Origin of the sequence: Klebsiella sp. JN_Kp127 (assembly GCF_040062505.1) — a bacterium.
GTDB lineage: Bacteria > Pseudomonadota > Gammaproteobacteria > Enterobacterales > Enterobacteriaceae > Klebsiella > Klebsiella quasipneumoniae.
In genome coordinates this window covers 73,467-98,618 of the sequence record NZ_JBEAHS010000033.1, presented here as the reverse complement: position 1 = coordinate 98,618, position 25,152 = coordinate 73,467, and the positions used below count along the sequence as shown (strand labels likewise).

General features: G+C 60.0%; 21 protein-coding genes. 18 read left to right on the top strand and 3 right to left on the bottom strand.

Going from position 1 to position 25,152, the window contains the following annotated elements; translation table 11 throughout:
- Positions 1–25 precede the first annotated feature (25 nt).
- The 8 genes from iscU to sseB all read left to right on the top strand — a co-directional run bounded on the left by iscU (position 26) and on the right by sseB (position 6,015).
- Positions 26–412, top strand: a complete 387-nt coding sequence (gene iscU / locus ABLV04_RS11290; RefSeq protein ID WP_002913991.1) for a Fe-S cluster assembly scaffold IscU — start codon at positions 26–28, stop codon at positions 410–412.
- A gap of 17 nt (positions 413–429) precedes the next feature.
- Positions 430–753 carry an iron-sulfur cluster assembly protein IscA gene (iscA, locus tag ABLV04_RS11285; protein WP_002913979.1) on the top strand — a complete coding sequence of 108 codons (324 nt, stop codon included), beginning with the start codon at positions 430–432 and terminating at the stop codon, positions 751–753.
- Between the two features lie 74 nt (positions 754–827).
- A complete protein-coding gene (gene hscB / locus ABLV04_RS11280) occupies positions 828–1,343 on the top strand; it encodes a co-chaperone HscB (protein WP_023290644.1) in 516 nt (171 codons plus the stop codon).
- Between the two features lie 15 nt (positions 1,344–1,358).
- Positions 1,359–3,209, top strand: a complete 1,851-nt coding sequence (gene hscA, locus ABLV04_RS11275; protein ID WP_180265874.1) for a Fe-S protein assembly chaperone HscA — start codon at positions 1,359–1,361, stop codon at positions 3,207–3,209.
- A gap of 1 nt (position 3,210) precedes the next feature.
- A complete protein-coding gene (gene fdx, locus ABLV04_RS11270) occupies positions 3,211–3,546 on the top strand; it encodes an ISC system 2Fe-2S type ferredoxin (protein ID WP_004201872.1) in 336 nt (111 codons plus the stop codon).
- A gap of 1 nt (position 3,547) precedes the next feature.
- Complete coding sequence (gene iscX / locus ABLV04_RS11265) at positions 3,548–3,748, top strand: Fe-S cluster assembly protein IscX (protein WP_002913954.1); 201 nt, start codon at positions 3,548–3,550, stop codon at positions 3,746–3,748.
- 107 nt (positions 3,749–3,855) lie between these two features.
- Positions 3,856–5,142 (top strand): aminopeptidase PepB, encoded by a 1,287-nt coding sequence (pepB, locus tag ABLV04_RS11260; RefSeq protein WP_023290642.1) that lies wholly within the window; start codon positions 3,856–3,858, stop codon positions 5,140–5,142.
- A 96-nt stretch (positions 5,143–5,238) separates the two neighbouring features.
- Positions 5,239–6,015, top strand: a complete 777-nt coding sequence (gene sseB / locus ABLV04_RS11255) for an enhanced serine sensitivity protein SseB (protein ID WP_023290641.1) — start codon at positions 5,239–5,241, stop codon at positions 6,013–6,015.
- A 66-nt stretch (positions 6,016–6,081) separates the two neighbouring features.
- Here the strand turns inward: sseB and ABLV04_RS11250 are convergent, their stop codons facing one another.
- From ABLV04_RS11250 to sseA, 3 genes are all read right to left on the bottom strand, one after another.
- Entirely contained in the window at positions 6,082–6,489 is a 408-nt protein-coding gene (locus tag ABLV04_RS11250; protein ID WP_087776050.1) for a hypothetical protein, read from the bottom strand.
- Positions 6,490–6,590: 101 nt separating this feature from the next.
- Positions 6,591–7,241 carry a DUF5066 family protein gene (locus tag ABLV04_RS11245; RefSeq protein WP_180265882.1) on the bottom strand — a complete coding sequence of 217 codons (651 nt, stop codon included), beginning with the start codon at positions 7,239–7,241 and terminating at the stop codon, positions 6,591–6,593.
- 164 nt (positions 7,242–7,405) lie between these two features.
- Entirely contained in the window at positions 7,406–8,263 is an 858-nt protein-coding gene (gene sseA, locus ABLV04_RS11240) for a 3-mercaptopyruvate sulfurtransferase (protein ID WP_023290638.1), read from the bottom strand.
- 206 nt (positions 8,264–8,469) lie between these two features.
- Here sseA and ABLV04_RS11235 point away from each other — a divergent pair, with 206 nt between their 5' ends.
- The 10 genes from ABLV04_RS11235 to der all read left to right on the top strand — a co-directional run bounded on the left by ABLV04_RS11235 (position 8,470) and on the right by der (position 25,134).
- Positions 8,470–13,419, top strand: a complete 4,950-nt coding sequence (locus ABLV04_RS11235) for an alpha-2-macroglobulin (protein ID WP_180265873.1) — start codon at positions 8,470–8,472, stop codon at positions 13,417–13,419.
- A complete protein-coding gene (gene pbpC, locus ABLV04_RS11230) occupies positions 13,420–15,744 on the top strand; it encodes a peptidoglycan glycosyltransferase PbpC (RefSeq protein ID WP_064157311.1) in 2,325 nt (774 codons plus the stop codon). It abuts the gene before it with no gap.
- A 160-nt stretch (positions 15,745–15,904) separates the two neighbouring features.
- A complete protein-coding gene (ndk, locus tag ABLV04_RS11225; protein WP_004144312.1) occupies positions 15,905–16,336 on the top strand; it encodes a nucleoside-diphosphate kinase in 432 nt (143 codons plus the stop codon).
- Positions 16,337–16,751: 415 nt separating this feature from the next.
- Positions 16,752–17,918, top strand: coding sequence for a bifunctional tRNA (adenosine(37)-C2)-methyltransferase TrmG/ribosomal RNA large subunit methyltransferase RlmN (locus tag ABLV04_RS11220; RefSeq protein ID WP_002913894.1), 1,167 nt, complete (start codon positions 16,752–16,754; stop codon positions 17,916–17,918).
- A gap of 276 nt (positions 17,919–18,194) precedes the next feature.
- Positions 18,195–19,184 (top strand): cytoskeleton protein RodZ, encoded by a 990-nt coding sequence (rodZ, locus tag ABLV04_RS11215; protein ID WP_049013894.1) that lies wholly within the window; start codon positions 18,195–18,197, stop codon positions 19,182–19,184.
- 26 nt (positions 19,185–19,210) lie between these two features.
- Complete coding sequence (gene ispG / locus ABLV04_RS11210; protein ID WP_004201890.1) at positions 19,211–20,332, top strand: flavodoxin-dependent (E)-4-hydroxy-3-methylbut-2-enyl-diphosphate synthase; 1,122 nt, start codon at positions 19,211–19,213, stop codon at positions 20,330–20,332.
- A gap of 91 nt (positions 20,333–20,423) precedes the next feature.
- Positions 20,424–21,698, top strand: a complete 1,275-nt coding sequence (gene hisS, locus ABLV04_RS11205) for a histidine--tRNA ligase (RefSeq protein ID WP_012540880.1) — start codon at positions 20,424–20,426, stop codon at positions 21,696–21,698.
- A 34-nt stretch (positions 21,699–21,732) separates the two neighbouring features.
- Positions 21,733–22,353, top strand: coding sequence for a YfgM family protein (locus tag ABLV04_RS11200; RefSeq protein WP_023290633.1), 621 nt, complete (start codon positions 21,733–21,735; stop codon positions 22,351–22,353).
- A gap of 10 nt (positions 22,354–22,363) precedes the next feature.
- Positions 22,364–23,542: an outer membrane protein assembly factor BamB gene (gene bamB / locus ABLV04_RS11195; RefSeq protein ID WP_023290632.1), complete on the top strand. Its 1,179-nt coding sequence runs from the start codon at positions 22,364–22,366 to the stop codon at positions 23,540–23,542.
- 113 nt (positions 23,543–23,655) lie between these two features.
- Positions 23,656–25,134, top strand: coding sequence for a ribosome biogenesis GTPase Der (der, locus tag ABLV04_RS11190; RefSeq protein ID WP_004144309.1), 1,479 nt, complete (start codon positions 23,656–23,658; stop codon positions 25,132–25,134).
- Positions 25,135–25,152 lie beyond the last annotated feature (18 nt).

Below are 25,152 nucleotides of genomic sequence, written 5' to 3'. Positions count from 1 at the left end.
TCGGCACCAATAAGGAGAATTCATCATGGCTTACAGCGAAAAAGTTATCGATCATTACGAGAACCCGCGCAACGTCGGCTCTTTTGACAACAGCGACGAGAATGTCGGCAGCGGCATGGTCGGCGCGCCGGCCTGCGGCGACGTGATGAAGTTGCAGATTAAAGTCAACAATGAAGGTATCATTGAAGACGCGCGCTTCAAGACCTACGGCTGCGGTTCCGCTATCGCTTCCAGCTCTCTGGTCACCGAGTGGGTGAAGGGTAAATCCCTGGACGAAGCGCAGGCGATCAAGAACACCGATATCGCCGATGAACTGGAGCTGCCGCCGGTGAAAATTCACTGCTCTATTCTGGCGGAAGACGCGATTAAAGCCGCGATTGCGGATTACAAAAGCAAACGTGAAGCAAAATAATTAGTTGAGGTTTTGTTATGTCGATTACTCTTAGCGACAGTGCAGCAGCGCGAGTCAATGCCTTCCTGGCAAACCGCGGAAAAGGGTTTGGCCTGCGCCTGGGCGTGAGAACCTCCGGCTGCTCAGGTATGGCCTATGTACTGGAGTTTGTTGACGAGCCGGCGGCTGAAGACACCGTGTTTGAAGACAAAGGCGTGAAGGTCGTGATCGACGGCAAAAGTCTGCAATTCCTCGACGGCACGCAGCTGGACTTCGTCAAAGAAGGCCTTAACGAAGGGTTCAAGTTCACTAACCCTAACGTCAAAGATGAGTGCGGCTGCGGCGAAAGCTTTAACGTATAATCGGTACTCCCCAACCCCACCGCGGTCACGCCGCGCGTGGGGTTTTCGTTTAGATGCATGACCCTGAGGTTACTATGGACTATTTCACCCTCTTCGGGTTACCAGCCAGCTATACCCTCTCGCTTGAACAACTGGCTGTCCGGTATCAGGATCTGCAGCGCCAGTACCATCCGGATAAATTTGCCAGCGCGCCCGCTGCGGAACAGCTTGCGGCGGTTCAGTATTCCGCCACCATTAACCAGGCCTGGCAGACGCTGCGCCATCCCCTGACCCGCGCAGAATACCTCCTCTCGCTGCATGGCTTCGATCTGGCCAGCGAGCAGCATACCGTTCGCGATACCGCGTTCCTGATGGAACAGCTGGAACTGCGCGAAGAGCTGGATGAGATCGGCCAGGCGAAAGACGAAGCGCGGCTGGAAGGCTTTATCAAACGAGTGAAAGCGCTGTTTGATACCCGCCATCAGCTGATGGTTGACCAATTGCATAATGAGAGCTGGGAAGCGGCGGCGGACACGGTTCGTAAGCTCCGTTTCCTCGATAAACTGCGCAGCAGTGCTGAAGAACTCGAAGAAAAACTGCTCGATTTTTAATTTTCGGAAGCAATTATGGCCTTATTACAAATTAGTGAGCCCGGCCTGAGCGCCGCGCCGCACCAGCGTCGTCTGGCGGCCGGTATCGACCTGGGCACCACCAATTCTCTGGTGGCTACCGTGCGTAGCGGCCAGGCCGAGACTCTGCCCGATCATCAAGGCCGCTATCTGCTGCCGTCGGTGGTGAATTACCACGCATCGGGGCTGACCGTCGGCTATGACGCCCGGCTGAACGCCGCCCAGGATCCCGCCAATACCATCAGCTCCGTGAAACGGATGATGGGGCGCTCCCTCGCCGATATCCAACACCGCTATCCGCATCTGCCGTATCAGCTGCAGGCCAGTGAAAACGGCCTGCCGATGATCCAGACCGCCGGCGGCCTGCTAAACCCGATTCGCGTCTCCGCCGATATCCTGAAAGCGCTGGCCGCCCGGGCCACTGAAGCGCTGGCCGGCGAGCTCGACGGCGTGGTCATCACCGTCCCCGCTTACTTTGATGACGCCCAGCGTCAGGGGACCAAAGACGCGGCGCGCCTGGCGGGTCTGCACGTGCTGCGCCTGCTTAATGAACCGACCGCGGCGGCTATCGCCTATGGCCTTGATTCCGGCCAGGAAGGGGTGATTGCGGTCTACGATCTCGGCGGCGGCACCTTTGATATTTCTATTCTGCGCTTAAGCCGCGGGGTGTTTGAAGTGCTGGCCACCGGCGGCGACTCGGCCCTCGGCGGCGATGATTTCGATCATCTGCTGGCGGACTACCTGCGCGAGCAGGCGGGCTTCAGCGACCGTAGCGACAACCGCCTGCAGCGTGAGCTGCTGGATGCCGCCATCGCGGCGAAAATCGCCCTTAGCGATGCCGAGGTGGCGCACGTTGAGGTCGGCGGCTGGCAGGTCGATATCACTCGCAGCCAGTTTAACGATCTGATCGCCCCGCTGGTAAAACGCACGTTAATGGCCTGCCGCCGGGCGCTGAAAGACGCTGGCGTTGAGGCGCAAGAGGTGCTGGAAGTGGTGATGGTCGGCGGTTCCACCCGCGTGCCGCTGGTGCGCGAGCGCGTCGGCGAATTCTTCGGTCGCACCCCGCTGACCACCATCGACCCTGACAAAGTCGTCGCCATTGGCGCGGCGATCCAGGCCGATATTCTGGTCGGCAACAAGCCGGACAGCGAACTGTTGCTGCTCGACGTTATCCCGCTGTCGTTAGGGCTGGAAACCATGGGCGGCCTGGTGGAGAAAGTGATCCCGCGTAATACCACCATTCCGGTGGCCCGCGCCCAGGAGTTCACCACCTTCAAAGATGGCCAAACGGCGATGTCCATTCATGTGATGCAGGGCGAGCGTGAGCTGGTGCAGGATTGCCGCTCCCTGGCGCGCTTTGCGCTGCGCGGTATCCCGGCGCTGCCGGCGGGCGGGGCGCATATTCGCGTCACCTTCCAGGTGGACGCCGATGGCCTGCTGAGCGTCACGGCGATGGAAAAGTCGACCGGCGTGGAAGCCTCTATTCAGGTGAAACCGTCTTACGGTCTGACCGATGGCGAAATCGCCACCATGATTAAAGATTCGATGAGCTACGCCGAACAGGATATTCAGGCGCGCATGCTGGCTGAACAGAAAGTGGAAGCCGCACGCGTCCTGGAGAGCCTGACAAGCGCGCTGGCCGCCGACGCCGCGCTGTTAAGCGCCGCGGAGCGTCAGGCTATCGATGCCGCTGCGGAGCAGGTACGCGCCGCCGCGGCAGGCGACGACGCCGACGCCATTAAAGAAGCGATTAAAAATATCGACACACAAACCCAGGAATTCGCCGCCCGCCGTATGGATCAGTCGGTCCGTATCGCGCTGAAAGGCCAATCCGTGGACGAGGTTTAAAATGCCAAAAATTGTATTTCTGCCCCACCAGGACCTGTGTCCGGATGGCATCGTTGTGGAAGCTGAGACCGGTGAAACTATTCTGGATGCGGCGCTGCGTAGCGGCATCGAGATTGAACACGCCTGCGAAAAATCCTGTGCCTGCACCACCTGCCACTGCATCGTGCGTGAAGGCTTTGACTCGCTGGCGGAAAGTACCGAAGATGAAGACGATATGCTGGATAAAGCCTGGGGACTGGAGCCTGACAGCCGCCTGAGCTGCCAGGCGCGCGTCACCGACGAAGATCTGGTCGTTGAGATCCCGCGTTACACCATCAACCACGCACGCGAGCACTAATATGGCACTGAAATGGACCGACAGTCGTGAAATCGGCGAAGCGCTGTATGACGCTTACCCTGACCTCGACCCAAAAACCGTTCGCTTTACCGACATGCATCAGTGGATTTGCGATCTGGAAGAGTTTGATGATGACCCGAACGCATCCAATGAAAAAATTCTCGAGGCGATTCTGTTAGTCTGGTTAGACGAAGCCGAATAATTTTCGCATCATGATTTATGCGGCGGTATAAAGTCGGATGAATCATTGAGCGAGAGAACGTTACGGGCTGCCATACGGTGGCCCGTTTGCTAAGAAGGATAATGATAATGACCGAAGCCATGAAGATTACGCTTTCCACTCAGCCAGCCGATGCGCGCTGGGGAGAAAAGGCGTCTTACAGCATTAATCATGACGGCATCGCCCTGCATCTCAACGGCAAAGACGACCTGGGCTTGATTCAGCGCGCGGCGCGTAAAATTGACGGCATGGGGATCAAGCATGTCGCGTTAAGCGGCGAAGGTTGGAACACCGACCGCGCGTGGGCGTTCTGGGCGGGTTATAAAGGCCCGAAAGGCACTCGTAAAGTTGAATGGCCGACGCTGGACGATGCGCAGAAAAGCGAGCTGGATAACCGTCTGACCATTATTGACTGGGTGCGCGACACCATCAATGCGCCGGCGGAAGAGCTGGGCCCGGAACAGCTGGCGCAGCGCGCCGTCGACCTGCTGTGCAGCGTGGCTGGCGAGAAGATGAGCTATCGCATCACCAAAGGCGAAGATCTGCGTGAGCAGGGCTATCTCGGCCTGCACACCGTGGGCCGCGGCTCCGAGCGTCCGCCGGTTTTGCTGGCGCTGGACTATAACCCGACCGGCGATAAAGAAGCCCCGGTATACGCCTGTCTGGTAGGTAAAGGCATCACCTTTGATTCCGGCGGCTACAGCATCAAACAGAGCGCCTTTATGGATTCAATGAAATCCGATATGGGCGGCGCGGCGACTATCACCGGCGCCCTGGCCTTCGCTATTACCCGCGGGCTGAACAAGCGCGTGAAGCTCTATCTGTGCTGCGCCGACAACCTGATCAGCGGCAACGCTTTCAAACTGGGCGATATTATTCATTATCGCAACGGCAAAACCGTCGAAGTCATGAACACCGACGCCGAAGGTCGTCTGGTGCTGGCGGATGGCCTGATTGACGCTTCGGCGCAGAAGCCGGAGCTGATCATCGATGCCGCCACCCTGACCGGCGCGGCGAAAACCGCGCTCGGCAACGACTACCACGCGCTGTTCAGCTTTGACGATGCGCTGGCGAATCGCCTGCTGGCGAGCGCTCAGGCGGAAAATGAAGCGTTCTGGCGTCTGCCGCTGGCCGAATTCCACCGTCATCAGCTGCCGTCTAATTTCGCGGAACTGAACAATACCGGCAGCGCCGCCTATCCGGCCGGCGCCAGCACCGCGGCGGGCTTCCTGTCCCATTTCGTGGAAAACTACCACCAGGGCTGGCTGCATATCGACTGTTCGGCAACCTACCGCAAATCTGCCGTTGAGCAGTGGTCGGCGGGCGCGACGGGGCTTGGCGTACGTACTATCGCCAATCTGCTGACGGCTGAGTAATGGCCTTGCCGGGTGGCGCGACGCTTACCCGGCCTGGAAAATCCGCAGGCCCGTGCGGACGTAGCGCCGCCGGGCGATTTTTGAAGTAGCCAAACTATGTCCGAAACCAAAAACGAATTAGAAACCCTGCTGGAAAAAGCGGCTACCGAGCCCGCTCATCGTCCGGCATTTTTCAGCGCGCTGCTTGAGGCCACCGTCTGGGTACCAGGCCGCGCAGCCGATGGCGAGCAGATTGTCGAAGATAGCGCGCTGGATCTGCAGCACTGGGAAAAAGATGACGGCACGTCGGTCATTCCGTTCTTCACTTCGCTTGAGGCCCTGCAACAGGCGGTGGAAGACGAACAGGCTTTCGTGATGATGCCGGCCCGCACGCTGATGGCGATGACTCTCGGTGAATCGCTGTTCCTCAACCCGAAGCTGCCGAACGGTAAAGCGTTTACCCCGCGCGAAATCAGCCATCTGCTCGGGGAAGAGGGCAGCCCGCTCAGCACCCAGACGGTGCTGGAAGGGGGGGAAGCGCTGCTGCTGTCTGAAGTCGCCGAGCCGCCGGCGCAGATGGTGGATTCGCTGACCACGCTGTTCAAAACGCTGAAAACCGTCAAGCGGGCGTTCCTGTGCTCGATCAAAGAGCACGCCGACGCGCCCGCTAATCTGCTGATCGGCATTGAAGCGGAAGGGGATATCGAGTCCATCATTCAGACCACCGGCAGCGTGGCCACCGATACCCTGCCCGGCGATGAGCCGATCGATATTTGCCAGGTGGTGGAAGGCGAGAAGGGCATCAGCCACTTTATGATTGCCCATATCACGCCGTTCTATGAAAAGCGCTGGGGCAGCTTCCTGCGCGATTTCAAACAAAACCGCATTATCTGACAGCGGGGGCGGCTGCCCCCGGTTTCGGTATGCTTTCAGCTCGATGCAACAGCGGAGTTGCAAAGGTTAATGCAGGGCGGCAACGATCCGCGGATAGGCTGACGCCATGTTATAGAGCAGAAATCCCGTCACGCACAGCGTGACGACGCCGTTGAAGAGCGCCATATCCCCGCGCCAGGCACGGCACCTTTCCTCTCCCAGCAGATAGCGTAGCGCTGCTACCAGCCCGGCGAGCAGCACCATCAGAAAACCCAGCAGCGCCTGATGACCATAGGTGATCAGCGGGACGTCTTCCAAAGTGACGCCGAGAAAGCGGGTATAAACGGAAACGGGCGCAGGAACCAGGCTTAACCATGTCCGGTTCCATTGCGGCCAAAAATAGAGGATTGCGCCGCCGACCAGCAGGCCAGCTATGCCTCCCAGCCAGGGAAGGCGCGGGGAATAAGCAGAATGTGGGTTGGAGACTAATGCCATTTTCACTCCTTGTGGTGCCATCAGGTTATAGATTAAACGCTCACTCCTGGCGCTGGCCCCGACGGCGCGCGTTAATCGCGCTATCGGTGGGAGATGGTGAATTAGTCAGGACAACCTTCGAGCCTGGCGTAAAGATCCTCATGAATATATTCCAGCTCCAGCAAGGCGCCATCGCGTGACTCGTTGAGGGCTTGTTGATGCTGCCATTCGTCGTGGCTCTCCTTTCCACCGGTAAAAATCCCCTGCAAATATTCAATCAGTGACGATTCTGCCAGCCAAAGCTCATTCTCTTTACCCTCGAAGCGGACGACAGGATATTCACCCTGTTCATCACGCTCGGTGACATAGATAAATACCTGCTGATCCCCGGGATGGCAGAAGCGAATCAGGGCAGGAAGACGCGGATCGTCGTTCCAGACGGGCATTAGCTCTTCAAAATCCAGCCCGATCATATCAAGGCCATTCATATAATAAGCCTCTTCATCCAGTGAGTCGGAAAGCAGGACGCCATATTCATCAATGGCGTTCAGAACCGATTCCAGCACCCGTTGACCGTAGGGGCTTGTCAGCTGGCAATCGTAGGCCAGCAGCGCTTTCAGACTCTCCGGAAGCGCCACGGTTTCGCTATTTTGCGGATCACGGTATTTCCGGACGCGCAGGCGATCCACTTCGTCTACAGGCATCGGTTTCGGGGTGGGATTGCGGTTGTGCTTGTGTACGACATCCATGAGATCCGCTAATGAAAAAGCCATCATTCAATTTCCTTATATAGTGGGCGGCAGTAAAGCCAACACGGCAGGCGCAAGCCCTGCGGCAGCACAGAGTAGCTGGTTTAGCGACTGGCAGGAGAATGAGGCGGAGAAAATCAGAAATTATTTAGTGGCCGCGGGACGGGACGTCCGCGGCCATGCGGCGTTTACTGAGCGGCAGGAGCCGGTTCAATCGGCAGATCGCTGCGCGCCCCCCATTCGCTCCATGAGCCGTCGTACAGGCAGACGCCGTTCACGCCAAGCGTGGTGAGCGCCAGCACGACCACCGCCGCCGTCACGCCGGACCCGCAGCTGGCGATAATGGGCCGATCAAAATCGACGCCCTGACGCAAAAAGATGTCGTTCAGCTCGTCGACGGTCTTCAGCTCGCCGTTAATCACCAGCTCCGTCCACGGGACGTTCAGCGCGCCGGGGATATGCCCGCGCCGCAGGCCGGGGCGCGGTTCGTCAGCCTGGCCGTTAAACCGGGCTGCCGGACGCGCATCGACAATTTGCGCCGATCCTTCATGGCTGACCAGCAGCACGTCGGTCAGGCGCTTAATTTGCTGAGGATCGAACCGTACGTCGAATTCTCCTTCGGCCACCTCCGGCACCCCTTGTTCCAGCGGCAGCTCGTCGCGACGCCAGCCCTCCAGCCCACCGGCCAGAATCGACACTTTCTCCACGCCAAAGGCGCGCAGCATCCACCAGGCGCGCGGGGCGGAAAACAGATTGCCTTCGTCATAGACGACCAGGTGCTTATCGCTGCAGACGCCCAGTTCGCGCATGGCCACGGCAAACGCCTCGGCGCGCGGCATCATATGCGGCAGCGGGCTGGTGTGATCGGACAGCGCCTCGATATCGAAAAACAGCGCGTTGGGCACGTGGCCGGCGCGGTACTCCGCGGCCATATCGCGCAGGGCCTCCTGCCCGGCGGGCGCCATGCGGGCGTCGATAATCTGGATCTCCGGGTCATCAATATGTTCCGCCAGCCAGTCGGCGGCGACAAAAAACGAGGTGGACATAGGTGCCTCCGTTTTACTATTCATGACTGAATTGTCGGCGTTTTATCGGGTGCTGACAAGTTAAGGACGCCAGAGTGGGGACGACGTCACGGCACTTTTCTGATTAATCGGCAGAAACCCGCGTCATCACTGTTGAGAAGCGCCGCCTTAACGCATAATAAAAAGTGATAATTTGCATCAGGCCCACCGGCCGAGGGGTTAGAAGGATGAAACCATTTCGTTTAGCGGCGCTGTCACTGGCGCTCCTTACCGCATTTTCATTAACCGGGTGTGATGACAGCGGTACACCGCAGGCTACGGCCCCGACGCCGGCCGCCGATAGCGGCCCTGGCGCGGCGGCAAAACCGGACAGCGCCCAGCTGGCGGCGCTGGCGGAAAAAAGCCAGGGCAAAGCGCTGACGCTGCTCGACGCCTCGGAGGTGCAGCTGGATGGCGCCGCGACCCTGGTGCTGACCTTTTCCGTACCGCTGCAGCCGGACCAGGATTTCTCCCGCAGCGTGCACCTGGTGGATAAGAAGAGCGGTAAGGTAGATGGCGCGTGGGAGCTGGCGCCGAACCTGAAAGAGCTGCGTCTGCGTCACCTTGAGCCAAAGCGCGAGCTGATTGTCTCGGTCGACCCGACGCTGACCGCCCTGAACAAGGCGACGCTCGATAAACCGTTCGAGAAGACCCTGACTACCCGCGATATCGCGCCAAGCGTCGGATTTGCCAGCCGCGGCTCGCTGCTGCCGGGCAACGTGATCGCCGGGCTGCCGGTGATGGCGCTGAACGTCGATAACGTCGACGTGAACTTCTTCCGCATTAAGCCGGAATCGCTCTCGGCCTTCGTCAGCCAGTGGGAATACCGCAATTCATTAAGCAACTGGGAATCCGACGAGCTGCTGAAAATGGCCGATCTGGTATACAGCGGCCGCTTTGACCTCAATCCGGCGCGCAATACCCGCGAAAAGCTGCTGCTGCCGCTGAGCGACATCAAGCCGCTCCAGCAGCCTGGCGTCTACGTGGCGGTCATGAACCCGGCGGGTCATTATAGCTACAGCAACGCGGCGACGCTGTTTACCCTTAGCGACATCGGCGTGTCGGCGCATCGCTACCACAACCGGCTGGACGTCTTTACCCAGAGCCTGGAAAACGGCGCCGCCCAGTCTGGTATCGATGTCCAGCTGCTCAACGCCAAAGGGCAGACCCTGGCGCAGGCGAAAAGCGATAGCCAGGGCCACGTCACCCTGCAAACCGATAAAGAAGCCGCGCTGCTGCTGGCGCGCAAAGAGGGACAGACCACGCTGCTCGACCTCAAACTGCCGGCGCTGGATCTGGCGGAGTTCTCCATTGCCGGCGCGCCTGGCTTCAGCAAACAGTTCTTTATGTTTGGCCCACGAGATCTCTATCGTCCGGGCGAAACGGTGATCCTCAATGCGCTGCTGCGCGATAGCGACGGCAAGCCGCTGGCGGAACAGCCGGTGAAGCTGGAGGTGGTCCAGCCGGATGGCCAGGTGATCCGCTCGGTGATGAGCAAACCGGTTAACGGCCTGTACCAGTTTACTTATCCGCTCGACAGCGGCGCGGCCACCGGCATGTGGCACATTCGCGCCAGCACCGGCGACAACCAGCCCCGCGAGTGGGATTTCCACGTCGAAGACTTTATGCCGGAACGCATGGCGCTGAAGCTGACGCCGCAGGCGGCGCCGGTCGCGCCGAATGCCGATGTCGCCTTTGACGTCAGCGGCGCTTATCTCTACGGCGCGCCGGCCAGCGGCAACCCGCTGCAGGGCAAACTGTTCCTGCGCCCGCTTCGCGACGCCGTCGCCGCGCTGCCGGGCTTTGAGTTCGGCGATATCGCAGAAGAAAATCTCTCCCGCAGCCTTGATGAAGTCCAGCTGACGCTGGATGAAAAAGGCCATGGCGAAGTGACCACCTCCAGCCAGTGGCAGGATAGCCATTCGCCGCTGCAGGTGGTGTTGCAGGCGAGCCTGCTGGAGTCCGGTGGGCGTCCGGTCACCCGTACGGTTAAGCAGCCGATCTGGCCTGCCGAGGCGCTGCCGGGGATCCGCCCGCAATTTACCCTGAAGGACGTTTACGACTACCGCACCGACACCACGGTGAAGCAGCCGGTGGTGGATGAAAACAGCAACGCCGCGTTCGATATCGTCTATGCCGACGCCAAAGGCGAGAAAAAAGCCGTTTCCGGCCTGCAGGTACGGCTGATCCGCGAGCGCCGGGATTATTACTGGAACTGGTCCGATAGCGAAGGCTGGCAGTCGCAGTTCGATCAAAAAGATCTGCAGGAGGGCGAGGAGTCGCTGGATCTGCAGGCCGGCCAGATCGGTAAAGTGAGCTTTCCGGTAGAGTGGGGCTCCTATCGCCTGGAGGTGAAAGGACCGGACGATGTCGTCAGCAGCGTGCGCTTCTGGGCGGGCTACAGCTGGCAGGATAACAGCGAAGGCACCGGCGCAGCGCGCCCGGACCGGGTCACCATGAAGCTGGATAAACCGAGCTATAAGCCGGGCGACACCATCAGGCTGCACATCGCCGCCCCGGCGGCGGGTAAAGGCTACGCGATGGTGGAATCCAGCGAAGGGCCGCTGTGGTGGCAGGAGATTGACGTACCCGCCGAGGGGATGGACCTGTCGATCCCGGTGGATAACGCCTGGAATCGCCACGACCTCTACCTCAGCACGCTGGTGGTTCGCCCCGGCGATAAATCCCGCTCGGCGACGCCGAAACGCGCGGTGGGCCTGCTGCATCTGCCGCTGGGCGATGAAAACCGTCGCCTGACGCTGGCGCTGGAGGCCCCGGATAAAATGCGCCCCAACCAGCCGCTGACGGTGAAAGTGAAAGCCAGCGTCAAAGAGGGAGAGGCGCCGAAGCAGGTTAACGTTCTGCTCTCTGCTGTCGATAGCGGGGTGCTGAATATTACCGATTACGCCACCCCGGATCCGTGGAACGCCTTCTTCGGCCAGAAACGTTATGGGGCGGATATTTATGATATTTACGGCCAGGTGATTGAAGGGCAGGGGCGTGTGGCCAGTCTGCGCTTCGGCGGCGATGGCGACGAGTTAAAACGTGGCGGTAAACCGCCGGTTAACCATGTGACCATCATCGCCCAGCAGGCGCAGCCGGTGGTACTGAACGATCAGGGCGAAGGGACGGTGACGCTGCCGATCGGTGATTTTAACGGCGAGCTGCGGGTGATGGCTCAGGCCTGGACGGCGGATGACTTCGGCAGCAGCGAAGATAAAGTGGTGGTGGCCGCCCCGGTCATCGCCGAGCTGAATACCCCGCGCTTCCTCGCCAGCGGCGACACCACCCGTCTGGCGCTGGATCTCAGCAACCTGACCGATAAACCGCAAACTCTGCAGGTACACCTTGCCGCCAGCGGACTGGTGACCTTGACCGAGGGTCAACTGCCGTCGGTGCAGCTGGCGCCGGGGGCGCGCAGCACGCTGTTTGTGCCGGTGAGCGCGCTGCCGGGCTTTGGCGATGGCCAGGTGAGCGCCACTATCAGCGGCCTGAGCCTGCCGGGGGAAACCTTCGCCCCGCTGCAGAAGCAGTGGAAAATCGGCGTTCGTCCGGCGTTCCCGGCGCAGACCGTCAACAGCGGCGCCGTGCTGCAGCCCGGCGAAAGCTGGCAGGCGCCAGCGGCGCAATCGGCAGGTTTCGCCCCGCAGACGCTGCAGGGCCAGCTGCTGCTCAGCGGCAAGCCGCCGCTGAATCTCGCGCGCTATATCCGCGACCTGAAAGCCTATCCTTACGGCTGCCTTGAGCAGACCGCCAGCGGCCTGTTCCCGTCCCTGTATACCAGCGCGGCGCAGCTAAAAGCGCTGGGCATCAGCGGGGACAGCGACGAAAAACGTCGCGCGGCAATCGATGTCGGGATCTCGCGCCTGCTGCAGATGCAACTGGAAAACGGCGGCTTTGCGCTATGGGATAAAGAGGGGCCGGAAGAGTACTGGCTGACCGCTTACGCCATGGATTTCCTTGTTCGCGCGGGCGAGCAGGGCTATAGCGTACCGGTCAACGCCATTAATAAAGGTAACGAACGCCTGCTGCGCTATCTTCAGGAGCCGGGGCTGATGACCGTGCGCTACAGCGACGACGCCCAGGCCAGCCGCTTTGCCGCTCAGGCCTATGCCGCGCTGGTGCTGGCGCGTCAGCAAAAAGCCCCGCTCGGCGCATTGCGTGAAATCTGGAGCCGTCACGACCAGGCGCGATCCGGCCTGCCGCTGCTGCAGCTCGGCATTGCGCTGAAAACCATGGGCGATGCGCCGCGCGGCGATGAGGCCATGAAGCTGGCGGTTGCCACGCCGCGCCATGATGAGAATCGCTGGCTGGGCGATTACGGCAGCTCGCTTCGCGATGACGCGCTGAAGCTGGCGCTGCTGGAAGAGAACAAGCTGCTGCCGGAGGCGCAAAACACGCTGTTGAGCACGCTGTCGGAAGAGGCCTACGGCCAGCGCTGGCTGTCGACCCAGGAAGCCAACGCCCTGTTCCTTGCCGGACGTACGCTTGCCGACCTGCCGGGCGACTGGCAGGCGCAAACCTCGCTGCAGGCTGAGCCGCTGGCCGGCGATAAAGCGCAAACCCGTAACCTCGACGGCGATCGGCTGGCGACGTTGCAGGTGAGCAACACCGGCAGTCAACCGCTGTGGCTGCGTCTGGACAGCAGCGGCTATCCGCAAAGCGCGCCGCAGCCGGGCGGCAACGTCCTGGGGATTGAACGCGCCGTTTTCGATACCCAGGGGCGGCAAAAGTCGCTGTCGTCGCTGCGCAGCGGCGAACTGGTGCTGGTCAAGCTGGAGGTGACCGCCAGACGCAACGTGCCTGACGCGCTGGTGGTTGACCTGCTGCCGGCGGGACTCGAGCTGGAAAACCAGAATCTGGCCAACAGCAGCGCCAGCCTGCAGGAGAATGGCGAAGCGGTGCAAAACCTCCTTAACCAGATGCAGCAGGCCGATATTCAGCATATCGAGTTCCGCGACGACCGCTTCGTCGCCGCTGTCGCGGTCAATGAAGGTCAGCCGGTGACGCTGGTCTACCTGGCGCGGGCGGTCACGCCGGGCACCTACCAGGTCCCGCAGCCGCAGGTGGAATCGATGTATGTGCCGCAGTGGCGGGCGACCGGGACCGCCAGCGGTCCGCTCACCGTGACGCCGTAAATGCGCGTAGTGCATCGGGTAAAACGCCGCTGGCGCTGGCTGGCGGCGTTTATTTTTCTGCTGTGGCTGGCGGTTCTGACCGCCGATCGCCTGTGGCCGCTGCCGCTGCATGACGTCACGCCTGCCCGGGTGGTCGTGGCGGAGGACGGGACCCCCCTGTGGCGGTTTGCCGACGCGCAGGGCGTCTGGCGTTATCCGGTGACTCTCGCCGACGTGTCGCCGCGCTATCTGCAGGCGCTTATTCAGTATGAGGACCGCTGGTTCTGGCGCCATCCGGGGGTCAATCCCTTCGCTGTAGTGCGCGCCGCCTGGCAGGATCTCACCTCCGGGCGGGTCATTTCCGGCGGCAGTACCCTCACCATGCAGGTGGCGCGCCTGCTCGATCCCCACCCCCGCACTTTCGGCGGCAAGCTGCGCCAGCTGTGGCGGGCGCTGCAGCTGGAGTGGCATCTGTCAAAGAGCGAAATCCTGACCCTGTATCTGAATCGTGCGCCCTTTGGCGGAACCCTGCAGGGGATCGGCGCGGCCAGTTGGGCTTATCTCGGCAAGCCGCCCGCGCAGCTCAGCTACGGCGAGGCGGCGCTGCTGGCGGTGCTGCCCCAGGCGCCCAGCCGTTTACGTCCGGACCGCTGGCCGCAGCGGGCCCAGGCGGCGCGGGATAAAGTCCTTGCGCGCATGGTCAGCCAGGGCGTCTGGCCGAGGCTGGCGGTAAAGGAGGCGATGGAGGAGCCGGTGTGGCTGTTTCCGCGGCAGATGCCGCAGCTGGCGCCGCTCTTCGCCCGCCGGGCGCTGGCGACCAGTCGTGAGGAAAAGGTGGTGACGACCCTCGATGCCGGACTGCAGCGACAGCTCGAGGATCTGGCGCTGAACTGGAAGTCGCGCCTGCCGCCGCGCAGTTCGCTGGCGATGGTTGTCGTCGACCACACGGATATGAAAGTCCGCGGCTGGGTGGGGTCGGCGGATATTACGGACGACAGTCGCTTTGGCCACATTGATATGGCGTCGGCGGTCCGGTCGCCGGGGTCGGTGCTGAAACCCTTTATTTATGCGCTGGCGATGGATGAAGGGCTGATCCATCCGGCGTCGTTATTGCAGGATGTGCCGCGGCGCTTTAGCGATTATCGCCCCGGTAACTTTGACAGCGGCTTTCACGGCCCGGTGAGCGCCAGCGACGCGCTGGTGCGCTCCCTGAATCTGCCGGCGGTCCAGGTGCTCGAAGCCTACGGGCCCAAACGTTTCGCGGCGAATTTGCGCAATGCCGGGTTGCCCCTGATGCTGCCCGCCGGCGCCGAGCCGAATCTGTCGTTGATCCTCGGCGGCGCCGGAGCGAGGCTGGAAGATATCGTCGCGGCGTACAGCGCCTTTGCCCGCCACGGGAAGGCGGCGCGGCTGCGCATGACGCCCGGAGACCCGCTGGTGGAAAGGGCGCTGATATCCCCGGGGGCGGCGTGGATCGTCCGGCGCATCCTGGCCGGCGAAGCGCAGCCGGTTCCCGATGCCTCACTCCCGCAAGTGGTGCCGCTGGCCTGGAAGACCGGCACCAGCTACGGGTATCGCGATGCGTGGGCGGTGGGCCTCAATGCGCGTTATCTGATTGGCATCTGGACCGGGCGTCCGGACGGTACGCCGGTGGTGGGGCAGTTTGGCTTCGCCAGCGCGGTGCCGTTGCTCAATCAGGTCAATAATCTGCTGCTCGCCCGCCCGGCGATGAGCCGCGGCGGCCTGCCGATCGATCCGCGACCGGCAACGGTTAGCCGCGGGACGCTCTGCTGGCCCGGCGGCCAGGCGCTGCCGGCGGGCGACAGCAACTGCCGTCGTCGCCTGGCCAGCTGGCTGCTGGAAGACAGCCAGCCGCCGACCCTGCTGTTGCCGGGGCAGGAGGGCGTGCGCGGGATCCGCTTCCCGGTGTGGCGCAATGAACACGGCGAACGGGTGGCGGCGGATTGTCCCGGGGCGCGCGAAAGTGTGGTGGAGGTCTGGCCGCTGCCGCTGGATCCCTGGCTACCGCCGGGGGAACGTCGCTCCGCGCGTCTGGGGCCGGCATCGAAGGCATGCCCGCCGTTGCAAACTCAGGATGCCGCGCCGCTGGTGCTCTCCGGGGTTCGCGAGGGGGCGGTGATTAAACGTCTGCCGGGGGAGGCGCGGGTGATGTTGCCCCTGCAAACCAGCGGTGGTGAAGGGCGGCGCTGGTGGTTTATCAACGGCCAGCCGATAGATGCCGCCGGCGCGAGAACCACGCTAACTCTGGATAAGCCCGGCGAGTGGCAGCTGGTGGTGATGGATGAGGCAGGACAAACGGCGGCCGCGCGTTTTACCCTGCAATAACCAGGGTAAATTTGTTGTTGGCGGTTTGTGTTTTCAATACTCATCTTATTTTAACAAAATGTTACCTTCAGCCGTAGGCAGGGGCGGGGATGCTCATTATAATGCGCGCCAGGCCATACGATCGTATGCGCAACAACAGAACATTTAATTAGAGGTAATCATGGCTATTGAACGTACTTTTTCCATCATCAAACCAAACGCGGTGGCAAAAAACGTTATTGGCAGCATCTTTTCCCGCTTTGAAGCTGCAGGGTTCAAAATCGTCGGCACCAAAATGCTGCACCTGACCGTAGAGCAGGCTCGTGGTTTCTATGCTGAGCACGAAGGTCGCCCGTTCTTCGACGGTCTGGTTGAGTTCATGACCTCCGGCCCGATCGTGGTTTCCGTCCTGGAAGGCGAAAACGCCGTTCAGCGTCACCGTGACCTGCTGGGCGCCACCAACCCGGCAAACGCCCTGGCGGGTACCCTGCGCGCTGACTACGCTGACAGCTTCACCGAGAACGGCACCCACGGTTCCGACTCTGTAGAATCCGCTGCACGCGAAATCGCGTTCTTCTTTGCTGAAGGCGAGGTTTGCCCGCGCACTCGCTAATCTCCTGCGTCTTTCACGCCACAGCATTGTTGGCTTCCTTCGCGCACCCCGGTCACATAGTTATCTATGCTCCCGGGGATTAGCGAACTCGCCGCCTCGCTGTGACCTGAAATACTTTGGAGATACGAACCTCGTCTTTTCGACCGTCGCGGCGTTGGCCACGCGCGTTCACCCCGGTCACATAGTTATCTATGCTTCCGGGGATTCACTTGCTTGCCGCCTTGCGACAATCGAAAAGCCATAGAGGATTAAGCACACGGTTACGATTTTTTTATCATTGACTACGTGCAGGCATGGCTTCCATGCGCCAGAATTTGTAGAATATAGCGCCCCTGGACGAGCTGTCGCTCTCCGGGGCGTTTCTTTTTCAACCCACCTGGGGCCATAACGTGTAATAACGAGGCCGGAAAACATTATGTCTGAACAAATTGTCACGCCTGATACCGCCGCTCTGACGGTGCCGAACAAAGATGCCAAAATCAACCTGCTGGATTTAAACCGTCAGCAGATGCGCGAGTTTTTCAAAAACATGGGCGAGAAGCCTTTCCGCGCCGATCAGGTGATGAAATGGATGTATCACTACTGCTGCGACGACTTTGATGAGATGACTGACATCAACAAAGTCCTGCGCAGTAAACTGAAAGAAGTGGCGGAGATCCGCGCCCCGGAAGTGGTTGAAGAGCAACGCTCAACCGACGGGACCATTAAATGGGCGATTGCCGTTGGCGATCAGCGCGTCGAGACCGTCTATATCCCGGAAGAAGACCGCGCCACCCTGTGCGTCTCCTCCCAGGTAGGCTGCGCGCTGGAGTGTAAATTCTGCTCCACCGCCCAGCAGGGCTTTAACCGCAACCTGCGGGTTTCCGAAATTATCGGCCAGGTCTGGCGCGCGGCGAAAATCGTCGGCGCGGTGAAGACCACCGGCGTACGTCCGATCACCAACGTGGTGATGATGGGCATGGGCGAGCCGCTGCTGAACCTCAACAATGTCGTTCCGGCAATGGAAATCATGCTCGACGATTTCGGCTTTGGCCTCTCCAAACGTCGCGTCACCCTGTCGACGTCCGGCGTGGTGCCGGCGCTGGATAAACTCGGCGATATGATCGACGTCGCGCTGGCCATCTCCCTGCACGCGCCGAACGACACCATTCGTGACGAAATCGTCCCGATCAACAAAAAGTACAACATCGAGACCTTCCTCAACTCGGTGCGCGGCTATATTTCGAAGTCCAACGCCAACCAGGGCCGGGTGACCATCGAGTACGTGATGCTGGATCATGTCAACGACGGCACCGAGCACGCCCACGAACTGGCGGCGTTGCTGAAAGATACGCCGTGCAAGATCAACCTGATCCCATGGAACCCGTTCCCGGGCGCGCCGTATGGACGCAGCTCCAACAGCCGCATCGACCGTTTCTCCAAAGTCCTGATGGAGTACGGCTTTACGACCATCGTGCGTAAAACGCGCGGCGACGATATCGATGCCGCCTGCGGTCAGCTGGCGGGCGACGTCATCGACCGTACCAAGCGCACGCTGCGTAAGCGGATGCAGGGCGAAGCGATTGACGTAAAAGCGGTCTGACAAATGATGGCCCGTGCAGCGCAGGCGGCACGGGTCATATTTATGACCAATAGCCAGGCGAAATACGCTGATTCGGTTAATAATTACGGTGCGTTTTTGTCGACTTTGAGGCAGTATGTAGCGGCACAACAACCGCTTAGCATTCAATTTTGATTCGTCTCTGTGATCGCGCGGCTGACAGTCCTATACTGTGAGGCTGACGTACCACAGATGTCTCGCGGCGCCGGCTTTTTCCCGCGCTGAACTTTAAATTTCACGTACCAGTAGTTGTAGCGAATGAATACTGAAGCCACTCAAGATCATCAAGAAGCAAACACCACGGGCGCGCGTCTGCGTCACGCCCGCGAACAACTCGGACTTAGCCAGCAAGCGGTGGCAGAACGCTTATGCCTGAAGGTGTCCACGGTTCGTGATATTGAAGACGATAAGGCGCCTGCCGACCTCGCTTCCACCTTCCTGCGCGGGTACATCCGCTCCTATGCTCGCCTCGTACATATCCCGGAAGACGAGCTGCTGCCGATGATGGCCAAGCAAGCGCCCATCCGCGCGGCGAAAGTCGCGCCAATGCAGAGCTTCTCTTTAGGTAAACGTCGCAAAAAACGCGACGGCTGGCTGATGAGCTTCACCTGGCTGGTGCTGTTTGTGGTTATCGGCCTGAGCGGCGCCTGGTGGTGGCAAGACCATAAGGCGCAGCAGGAAGAGATCTCCACCATGGCCGATCAGTCTTCCGCTGAGCTGAACAGCGGCGACACCAGCAGCCAGAGCGTGCCGCTGGATACCAGCGCCCCGGCAGCCCCGACCGCCGATAGCGCTGCGAACAGCGCGCCAACCGATACCGCCAGCGCCCCGACCACCAGCGCCCCGGCCCAGACGCCGGCGGACAATAACGCCGTTGTCGCGCCTTCCCAGGCCAATGTCGATACCGCAGGCGCGGCGCCGACGGCGCCGGCTACCCCGGCCTCGCCATTGCCGACCGATCAGGCGAACGTGACGAACCCGGCGGCGGCGCAGGATCTGGTGATGAACTTTTCCGCCGATTGCTGGCTGGAAGTGAGCGATGCCACCGGCAAAAAACTGTTCAGCGGCCTGCAGCGTAAAGGCGGCAACCTGAACCTGAGCGGTCAGGCGCCGTATAAGCTGAAAATTGGCGCCCCGGCTGCGGTAGAGATCCAGTATCTGGGCAAGCCTGTCGATTTAAGTCGTTTTATCAGAACTAACCAGGTTGCGCGTCTGACCCTTAATGCCGAATCATCACCGGCGCAGTAACAGACGGGTAACGCGGGAGATTTTTCATGCATAACCAGGCTCCGATTCAACGTAGAAAATCTAAACGTATTTACGTTGGTAATGTGCCAATTGGCGATGGGGCTCCCATCGCCGTTCAGTCAATGACTAATACGCGCACCACTGATGTGGCGGCAACCGTAAATCAAATCAAAGCGTTAGAGCGCGTGGGCGCGGATATTGTCCGCGTCTCTGTTCCGACGATGGACGCCGCCGAGGCGTTCAAACTGATCAAACAGCAGGTCAACGTCCCGCTGGTCGCCGATATCCACTTTGACTACCGTATAGCGCTGAAAGTCGCGGAATACGGTGTCGACTGCCTGCGTATCAACCCGGGCAACATCGGCAACGAAGAGCGCATCCGCATGGTCGTAGATTGCGCGCGCGATAAAAATATCCCGATCCGCATCGGCGTTAACGCCGGCTCGCTGGAAAAAGATCTGCAGGAAAAATATGGCGAGCCGACGCCGCAGGCGCTGCTCGAATCCGCCATGCGCCACGTCGATCATCTCGATCGCCTCAATTTCGATCAGTTTAAAGTCAGCGTTAAAGCCTCCGACGTCTTCCTGGCGGTAGAGTCTTATCGCCTGCTGGCGAAACAGATCGATCAACCGCTGCACCTCGGGATCACCGAAGCGGGCGGCGCGCGCAGCGGCGCGGTGAAATCGGCGATCGGTCTTGGGCTGCTGTTGTCCGAAGGGATCGGCGATACGCTGCGCGTCTCGCTGGCGGCGGATCCGGTGGAGGAGATCAAGGTCGGCTTCGATATCCTCAAATCGCTGCGTATTCGTTCCCGCGGTATTAATTTCATCGCCTGCCCGACCTGTTCGCGTCAGGAGTTTGACGTTATCGGGACGGTGAACGCCCTGGAGCAACGTCTGGAAGATATCATCACTCCGATGGATGTTTCGATCATCGGCTGCGTGGTGAACGGCCCGGGCGAAGCGCTGGTTTCCACCCTCGGCGTGACCGGCGGCAACAAGAAAAGCGGCCTGTATGAAGACGGCGTGCGTAAAGATCGCCTGGACAACAACGACATGATCGACCAGCTGGAAGCGCGGATCCGCGCCAAAGCCTCGATGCTCGATGAAGCCCGTCGGATTGACGTTCAACAGCTTGAAGCAAAATAACGTGTTGGGAAGCGATACGCTTCCCGTGTATGATTGAACCTGCGGGCGCGAGGCGCCGGGGTTCATTTTTGTATATATAAAGAGAATAAACGTGGCAAAGAACATTCAAGCCATCCGTGGCATGAACGATTATCTGCCGGGCGAAACCGCTCTCTGGCAGCGCATTGAAGGCTCACTGAAGCAGGTGCTCGGTAGCTACGGTTACAGCGAAATCCGTTTGCCGATTGTAGAGCAGACCCCGTTATTCAAACGCGCGATCGGCGAAGTGACCGACGTGGTTGAAAAAGAGATGTACACCTTTGAGGACCGCAATGGCGACAGCCTGACGCTGCGTCCGGAAGGGACGGCGGGCTGCGTACGAGCCGGCATCGAACATGGTCTGCTGTACAATCAAGAACAGCGCCTGTGGTACGTCGGGCCGATGTTCCGCCACGAGCGTCCGCAGAAAGGCCGTTACCGCCAGTTCCATCAGATCGGCGCCGAAGTTTTCGGCCTGCAGGGGCCGGACATCGATGCGGAGCTGATCATGCTGACCGCGCGCTGGTGGCGTGAGCTGGGCATCTCCGATCATGTCAGCCTTGAGCTGAACTCCATCGGTTCTCTTGAAGCCCGCGCCAACTACCGCGACGCGCTGGTGGCTTATCTCGAGCAGTTTACCGATAAGCTTGATGAAGACAGCAAACGCCGGATGTATACCAATCCGCTGCGGGTGCTGGACTCCAAAAACCCGGACGTGCAGGCGCTGCTGAACGACGCGCCGGCGCTCGGCGATTATCTCGACGAAGAGTCGAAAGCCCACTTTGCCGGCCTGTGCGCGTTGCTTGACGATGCCGGGATCCGCTATACCGTCAACCAGCGCCTGGTGCGCGGCCTCGACTACTATAACCGCACCGTGTTTGAGTGGGTGACCACCAGTCTCGGTTCTCAGGGCACCGTCTGCGCCGGCGGCCGTTACGACGGCCTGGTTGAGCAGCTTGGCGGTCGTGCCACCCCGGGCGTGGGCTTCGCCATGGGTCTGGAACGTCTTGTTTTACTGGTCCAGGCAGTGAATCCGGAATTTAAAGCCGATCCTGTTGTCGATATATACCTGGTAGCCTCCGGGACCGATACTCAGTCCGCCGCCATGCGTCTGGCTGAGCAGGTTCGCGATGCGCTGCCCGGCGTGAAACTGATGACCAACCACGGCGGCGGCAACTTTAAGAAGCAGTTCGCCCGTGCCGATAAATGGGGCGCACGTATCGCCCTGGTGGTGGGTGAGTCAGAGATCGCTGACGGAAACGTGGTAGTGAAGGATTTACGCTCAGGTGAGCAAACTACCGTAACGCAGGAGAGCGTTGCCGCGCATTTGCGCACACTTCTGGGTTAATCTCCCGGGAATTATTAGTCAGGAGAAGGACTGCGTGGAAACTTTTAACAACGAGAACGATCAGGTCGATGCGCTGAAGCGCTTCTTTGCCGAAAACGGCAAAGCGCTGGCGGTCGGGGTGATTTTAGGGATTGGCGCGCTGGTTGGCTGGCGCTACTGGACCTCCCATCAGCAGGATACCGCCAGAGACGCGTCGCTGGCTTACGAAAAGGCGACTTCCGCGCTGAAATCAAATACGCCAGACGTGCTGTCAGGGGCGGAGAAGTTCGCGGCTGACAATAAAAATACCTACGGCGCCTTCGCCTCTCTCGAGCTGGCACAGCATTTTGTTGAACAGAACGATCTGCCGAACGCCGAAAAGCAGCTTCAGCAGGGGCTGGCGGCCGCGTCTGATGATAACCTGAAATCGGTTATCAGTATGCGTCTTGCCCGCGTTCAGCTGCAGATGAAGCAGGCTGATGCGGCGCTGAAAACCCTCGACAGCATTAAAGGCGAAGGTTGGACCGCGATTGTGGCTGATTTGCGCGGCGAAATTCTGTTGAGCAAAGGCGATAAGCAAGGGGCCCGTGCGGCGTGGGAAGCTGGCGTGAAAAGCGATGCTTCTCCTGCGCTCAGCGAAATGATGCGTATGAAAATGAATAATTTGTCCATCTGAGAGGGACTCGATGCAATTGCGTAAATTACTTTTGCCAGGGCTGCTTTCCGTTACCTTGCTGAGCGGGTGTTCGCTGTTTAATAGCGAAGAAGATGTGGTGAAAATGTCACCGCTGCCGACGGTAGAAAACCAGTTTACGCCGTCCACGTCCTGGAGCACCTCGGTTGGCGATGGTATCGGCGAATTTTACTCTAACCTTCATCCGGCCTTCGCCGACGGCGTGGTCTATGCCGCTGACCGTAAAGGCACCGTCAAAGCGCTGAGCGCTGACGACGGCAAAGAGGTGTGGTCGGTGAATCTGGCGGAGAAAGATGGCTGGTTCTCGCGCACCCCGGCGCTGCTTTCCGGCGGGGTGACCGTCTCGGGCGGCCATGTTTATATCGGCAGTGAGAAAGCGCAGCTGTATGCGCTGAATACCAGCGATGGTACCGTTGCCTGGCAAACCCGCGTCGCCGGCGAAGCGCTGTCGCGCCCGGTGGTGAGCGATGGCATGGTGCTGGTCCACACCAGTAACGGCCAGCTGCAGGCGCTGAATGAGACCGATGGCGCCGTGAAGTGGACGGTTAACCTGGATATGCCTGCGCTCTCCCTGCGCGGCGAATCCGCTCCGGCCACCGCCTACGGCGCGGCGATCGTGGGCGGCGACAATGGCCGCGTCAGCGCGGTATTGATGCAGCAGGGGCAGATGATTTGGCAGCAGCGTATTTCCACGGCCACCGGGCCGACGGAAATCGACCGTCTGAGCGACGTCGACACCACGCCGATTATCGTCAACGGCGTTGTCTATGCGCTGGCTTACAACGGTAACCTGACCGCGCTGGATCTGCGCAGCGGCCAGATTATGTGGAAGCGCGAGCTGGGTTCGGTGAATGATTTCATCGTCGATGGCAACCGTATCTATCTGGTTGACCAGAATGACCGCCTGCTGGCGCTGACTACCGATGGCGGCGTGACCCTGTGGACACAAAGCGATCTGCTGCACCGTTTGCTGACCGCGCCGGTGTTGTATAATGGCAATCTGGTGGTCGGCGATAGCGAAGGCTATATGCACTGGGTGAACCCGGAAGATGGCCATTTTGTGGCGCAGCAGAAAGTGGACAGCTCCGGTTTCCTGACCGACCCGGTTGTGGCCGATGGTCGACTGCTGATCCAGGCGAAAGACGGTACGCTGTACGCGATTACGCGTTAATTACCGCTGTCGTGAGTGATTAAGAAACGGCCCCTGGCAGACAGGGGCCGTTTTGACTTTTTTAAAAACGTCGTTATGACGATGTTGCTTAGTGATTGTATGAGGCATTTAACATGATACCTGTGGTCGCGCTTGTCGGGCGCCCTAACGTTGGAAAATCCACGCTCTTTAACCGCCTGACGCGCACTCGTGATGCGCTGGTTGCGGATTTCCCGGGGCTGACTCGTGACCGTAAGTACGGTCGGGCCGAAGTCGAAGGCCGCGAATTCATCTGTATCGATACCGGTGGTATTGATGGTACGGAAGAGGGCGTGGAAACCCGGATGGCGGAGCAGTCGCTGCTGGCAATCGAAGAGGCCGATGTGGTGCTGTTTATGGTCGATGCGCGCGCGGGCCTGATGCCGGCGGACATCGCGATCGCTAAACACCTGCGCTCTCGTGAAAAGCCCACCTTCCTGGTGGCTAACAAAACCGACGGCATCGACGTCGACCAGGCGATGGCGGACTTCTGGTCGCTCGGCCTGGGCGATATCTATCCTATTGCCGCTTCGCACGGCCGCGGCGTGACCAGCCTGCTTGAGCAGGCCCTGCTGCCATGGGTCGATGAGGTTAATCCTCAGGAAGAAGTGGATGAAGACGCCGAATACTGGGCAAAATTCGAAGCTGAGCAGAATGGTGAAGCGGAAGAAGAGCCGGAAGACGATTTCAATCCGCAGGATCTGCCGATCAAGCTGGCGATTGTCGGACGTCCTAACGTCGGTAAATCGACGCTCACCAACCGCATCCTCGGCGAAGATCGTGTGGTGGTCTACGATATGCCGGGCACCACCCGCGACAGCATTTACATCCCGATGCAGCGTGACGAGCGCGAATACGTGCTCATCGATACCGCCGGGGTGCGCAAGCGCGGCAAAATTACTGACGTGGTGGAGAAATTCTCGGTCATCAAGACGCTGCAGGCGATTGAAGACGCCAACGTCGTGCTGCTGGTGATTGATGCCCGCGAAGGCATTTCCGATCAGGATCTGTCGCTGCTGGGCTTTATCCTCAACAGCGGCCGCTCCCTGGTGATCGTCGTCAACAAATGGGACGGCCTGAGCCAGGAAGTGAAGGAGCAGGTGAAAGAGACCCTCGACTATCGTCTGGGCTTTATTGACTTTGCCCGGGTGCACTTCATCTCCGCCCTGCACGGCAGCGGCGTCGGCAACCTGTTTGAATCGGTACGTGAAGCCTACGATAGCGCAACCCGCCGCGTAAGCACCGCGATGCTCACCCGGATCATGAACATGGCGGCGGAAGATCATCAGCCACCGCTGGTTCGCGGCCGTCGCGTGAAGCTGAAATATGCCCACGCCGGGGGCTACAACCCGCCTATCGTGGTGATCCACGGTAACCAGGTGAAGGATCTGCCGGATTCCTACAAGCGCTATCTGATGAACTATTTCCGTAAATCCCTGGACGTGATGGGTACGCCAATCCGTATCCAGTTCAAGGAAGGGGAAAACCCGTTCGCCAACAAGCGCAACACCCTGACGCCGAACCAGATGCGGAAACGTAAGCGCCTGATCAAGCACATCAAGAAAAGCAAATAATCATTAAACCCGCTTCGG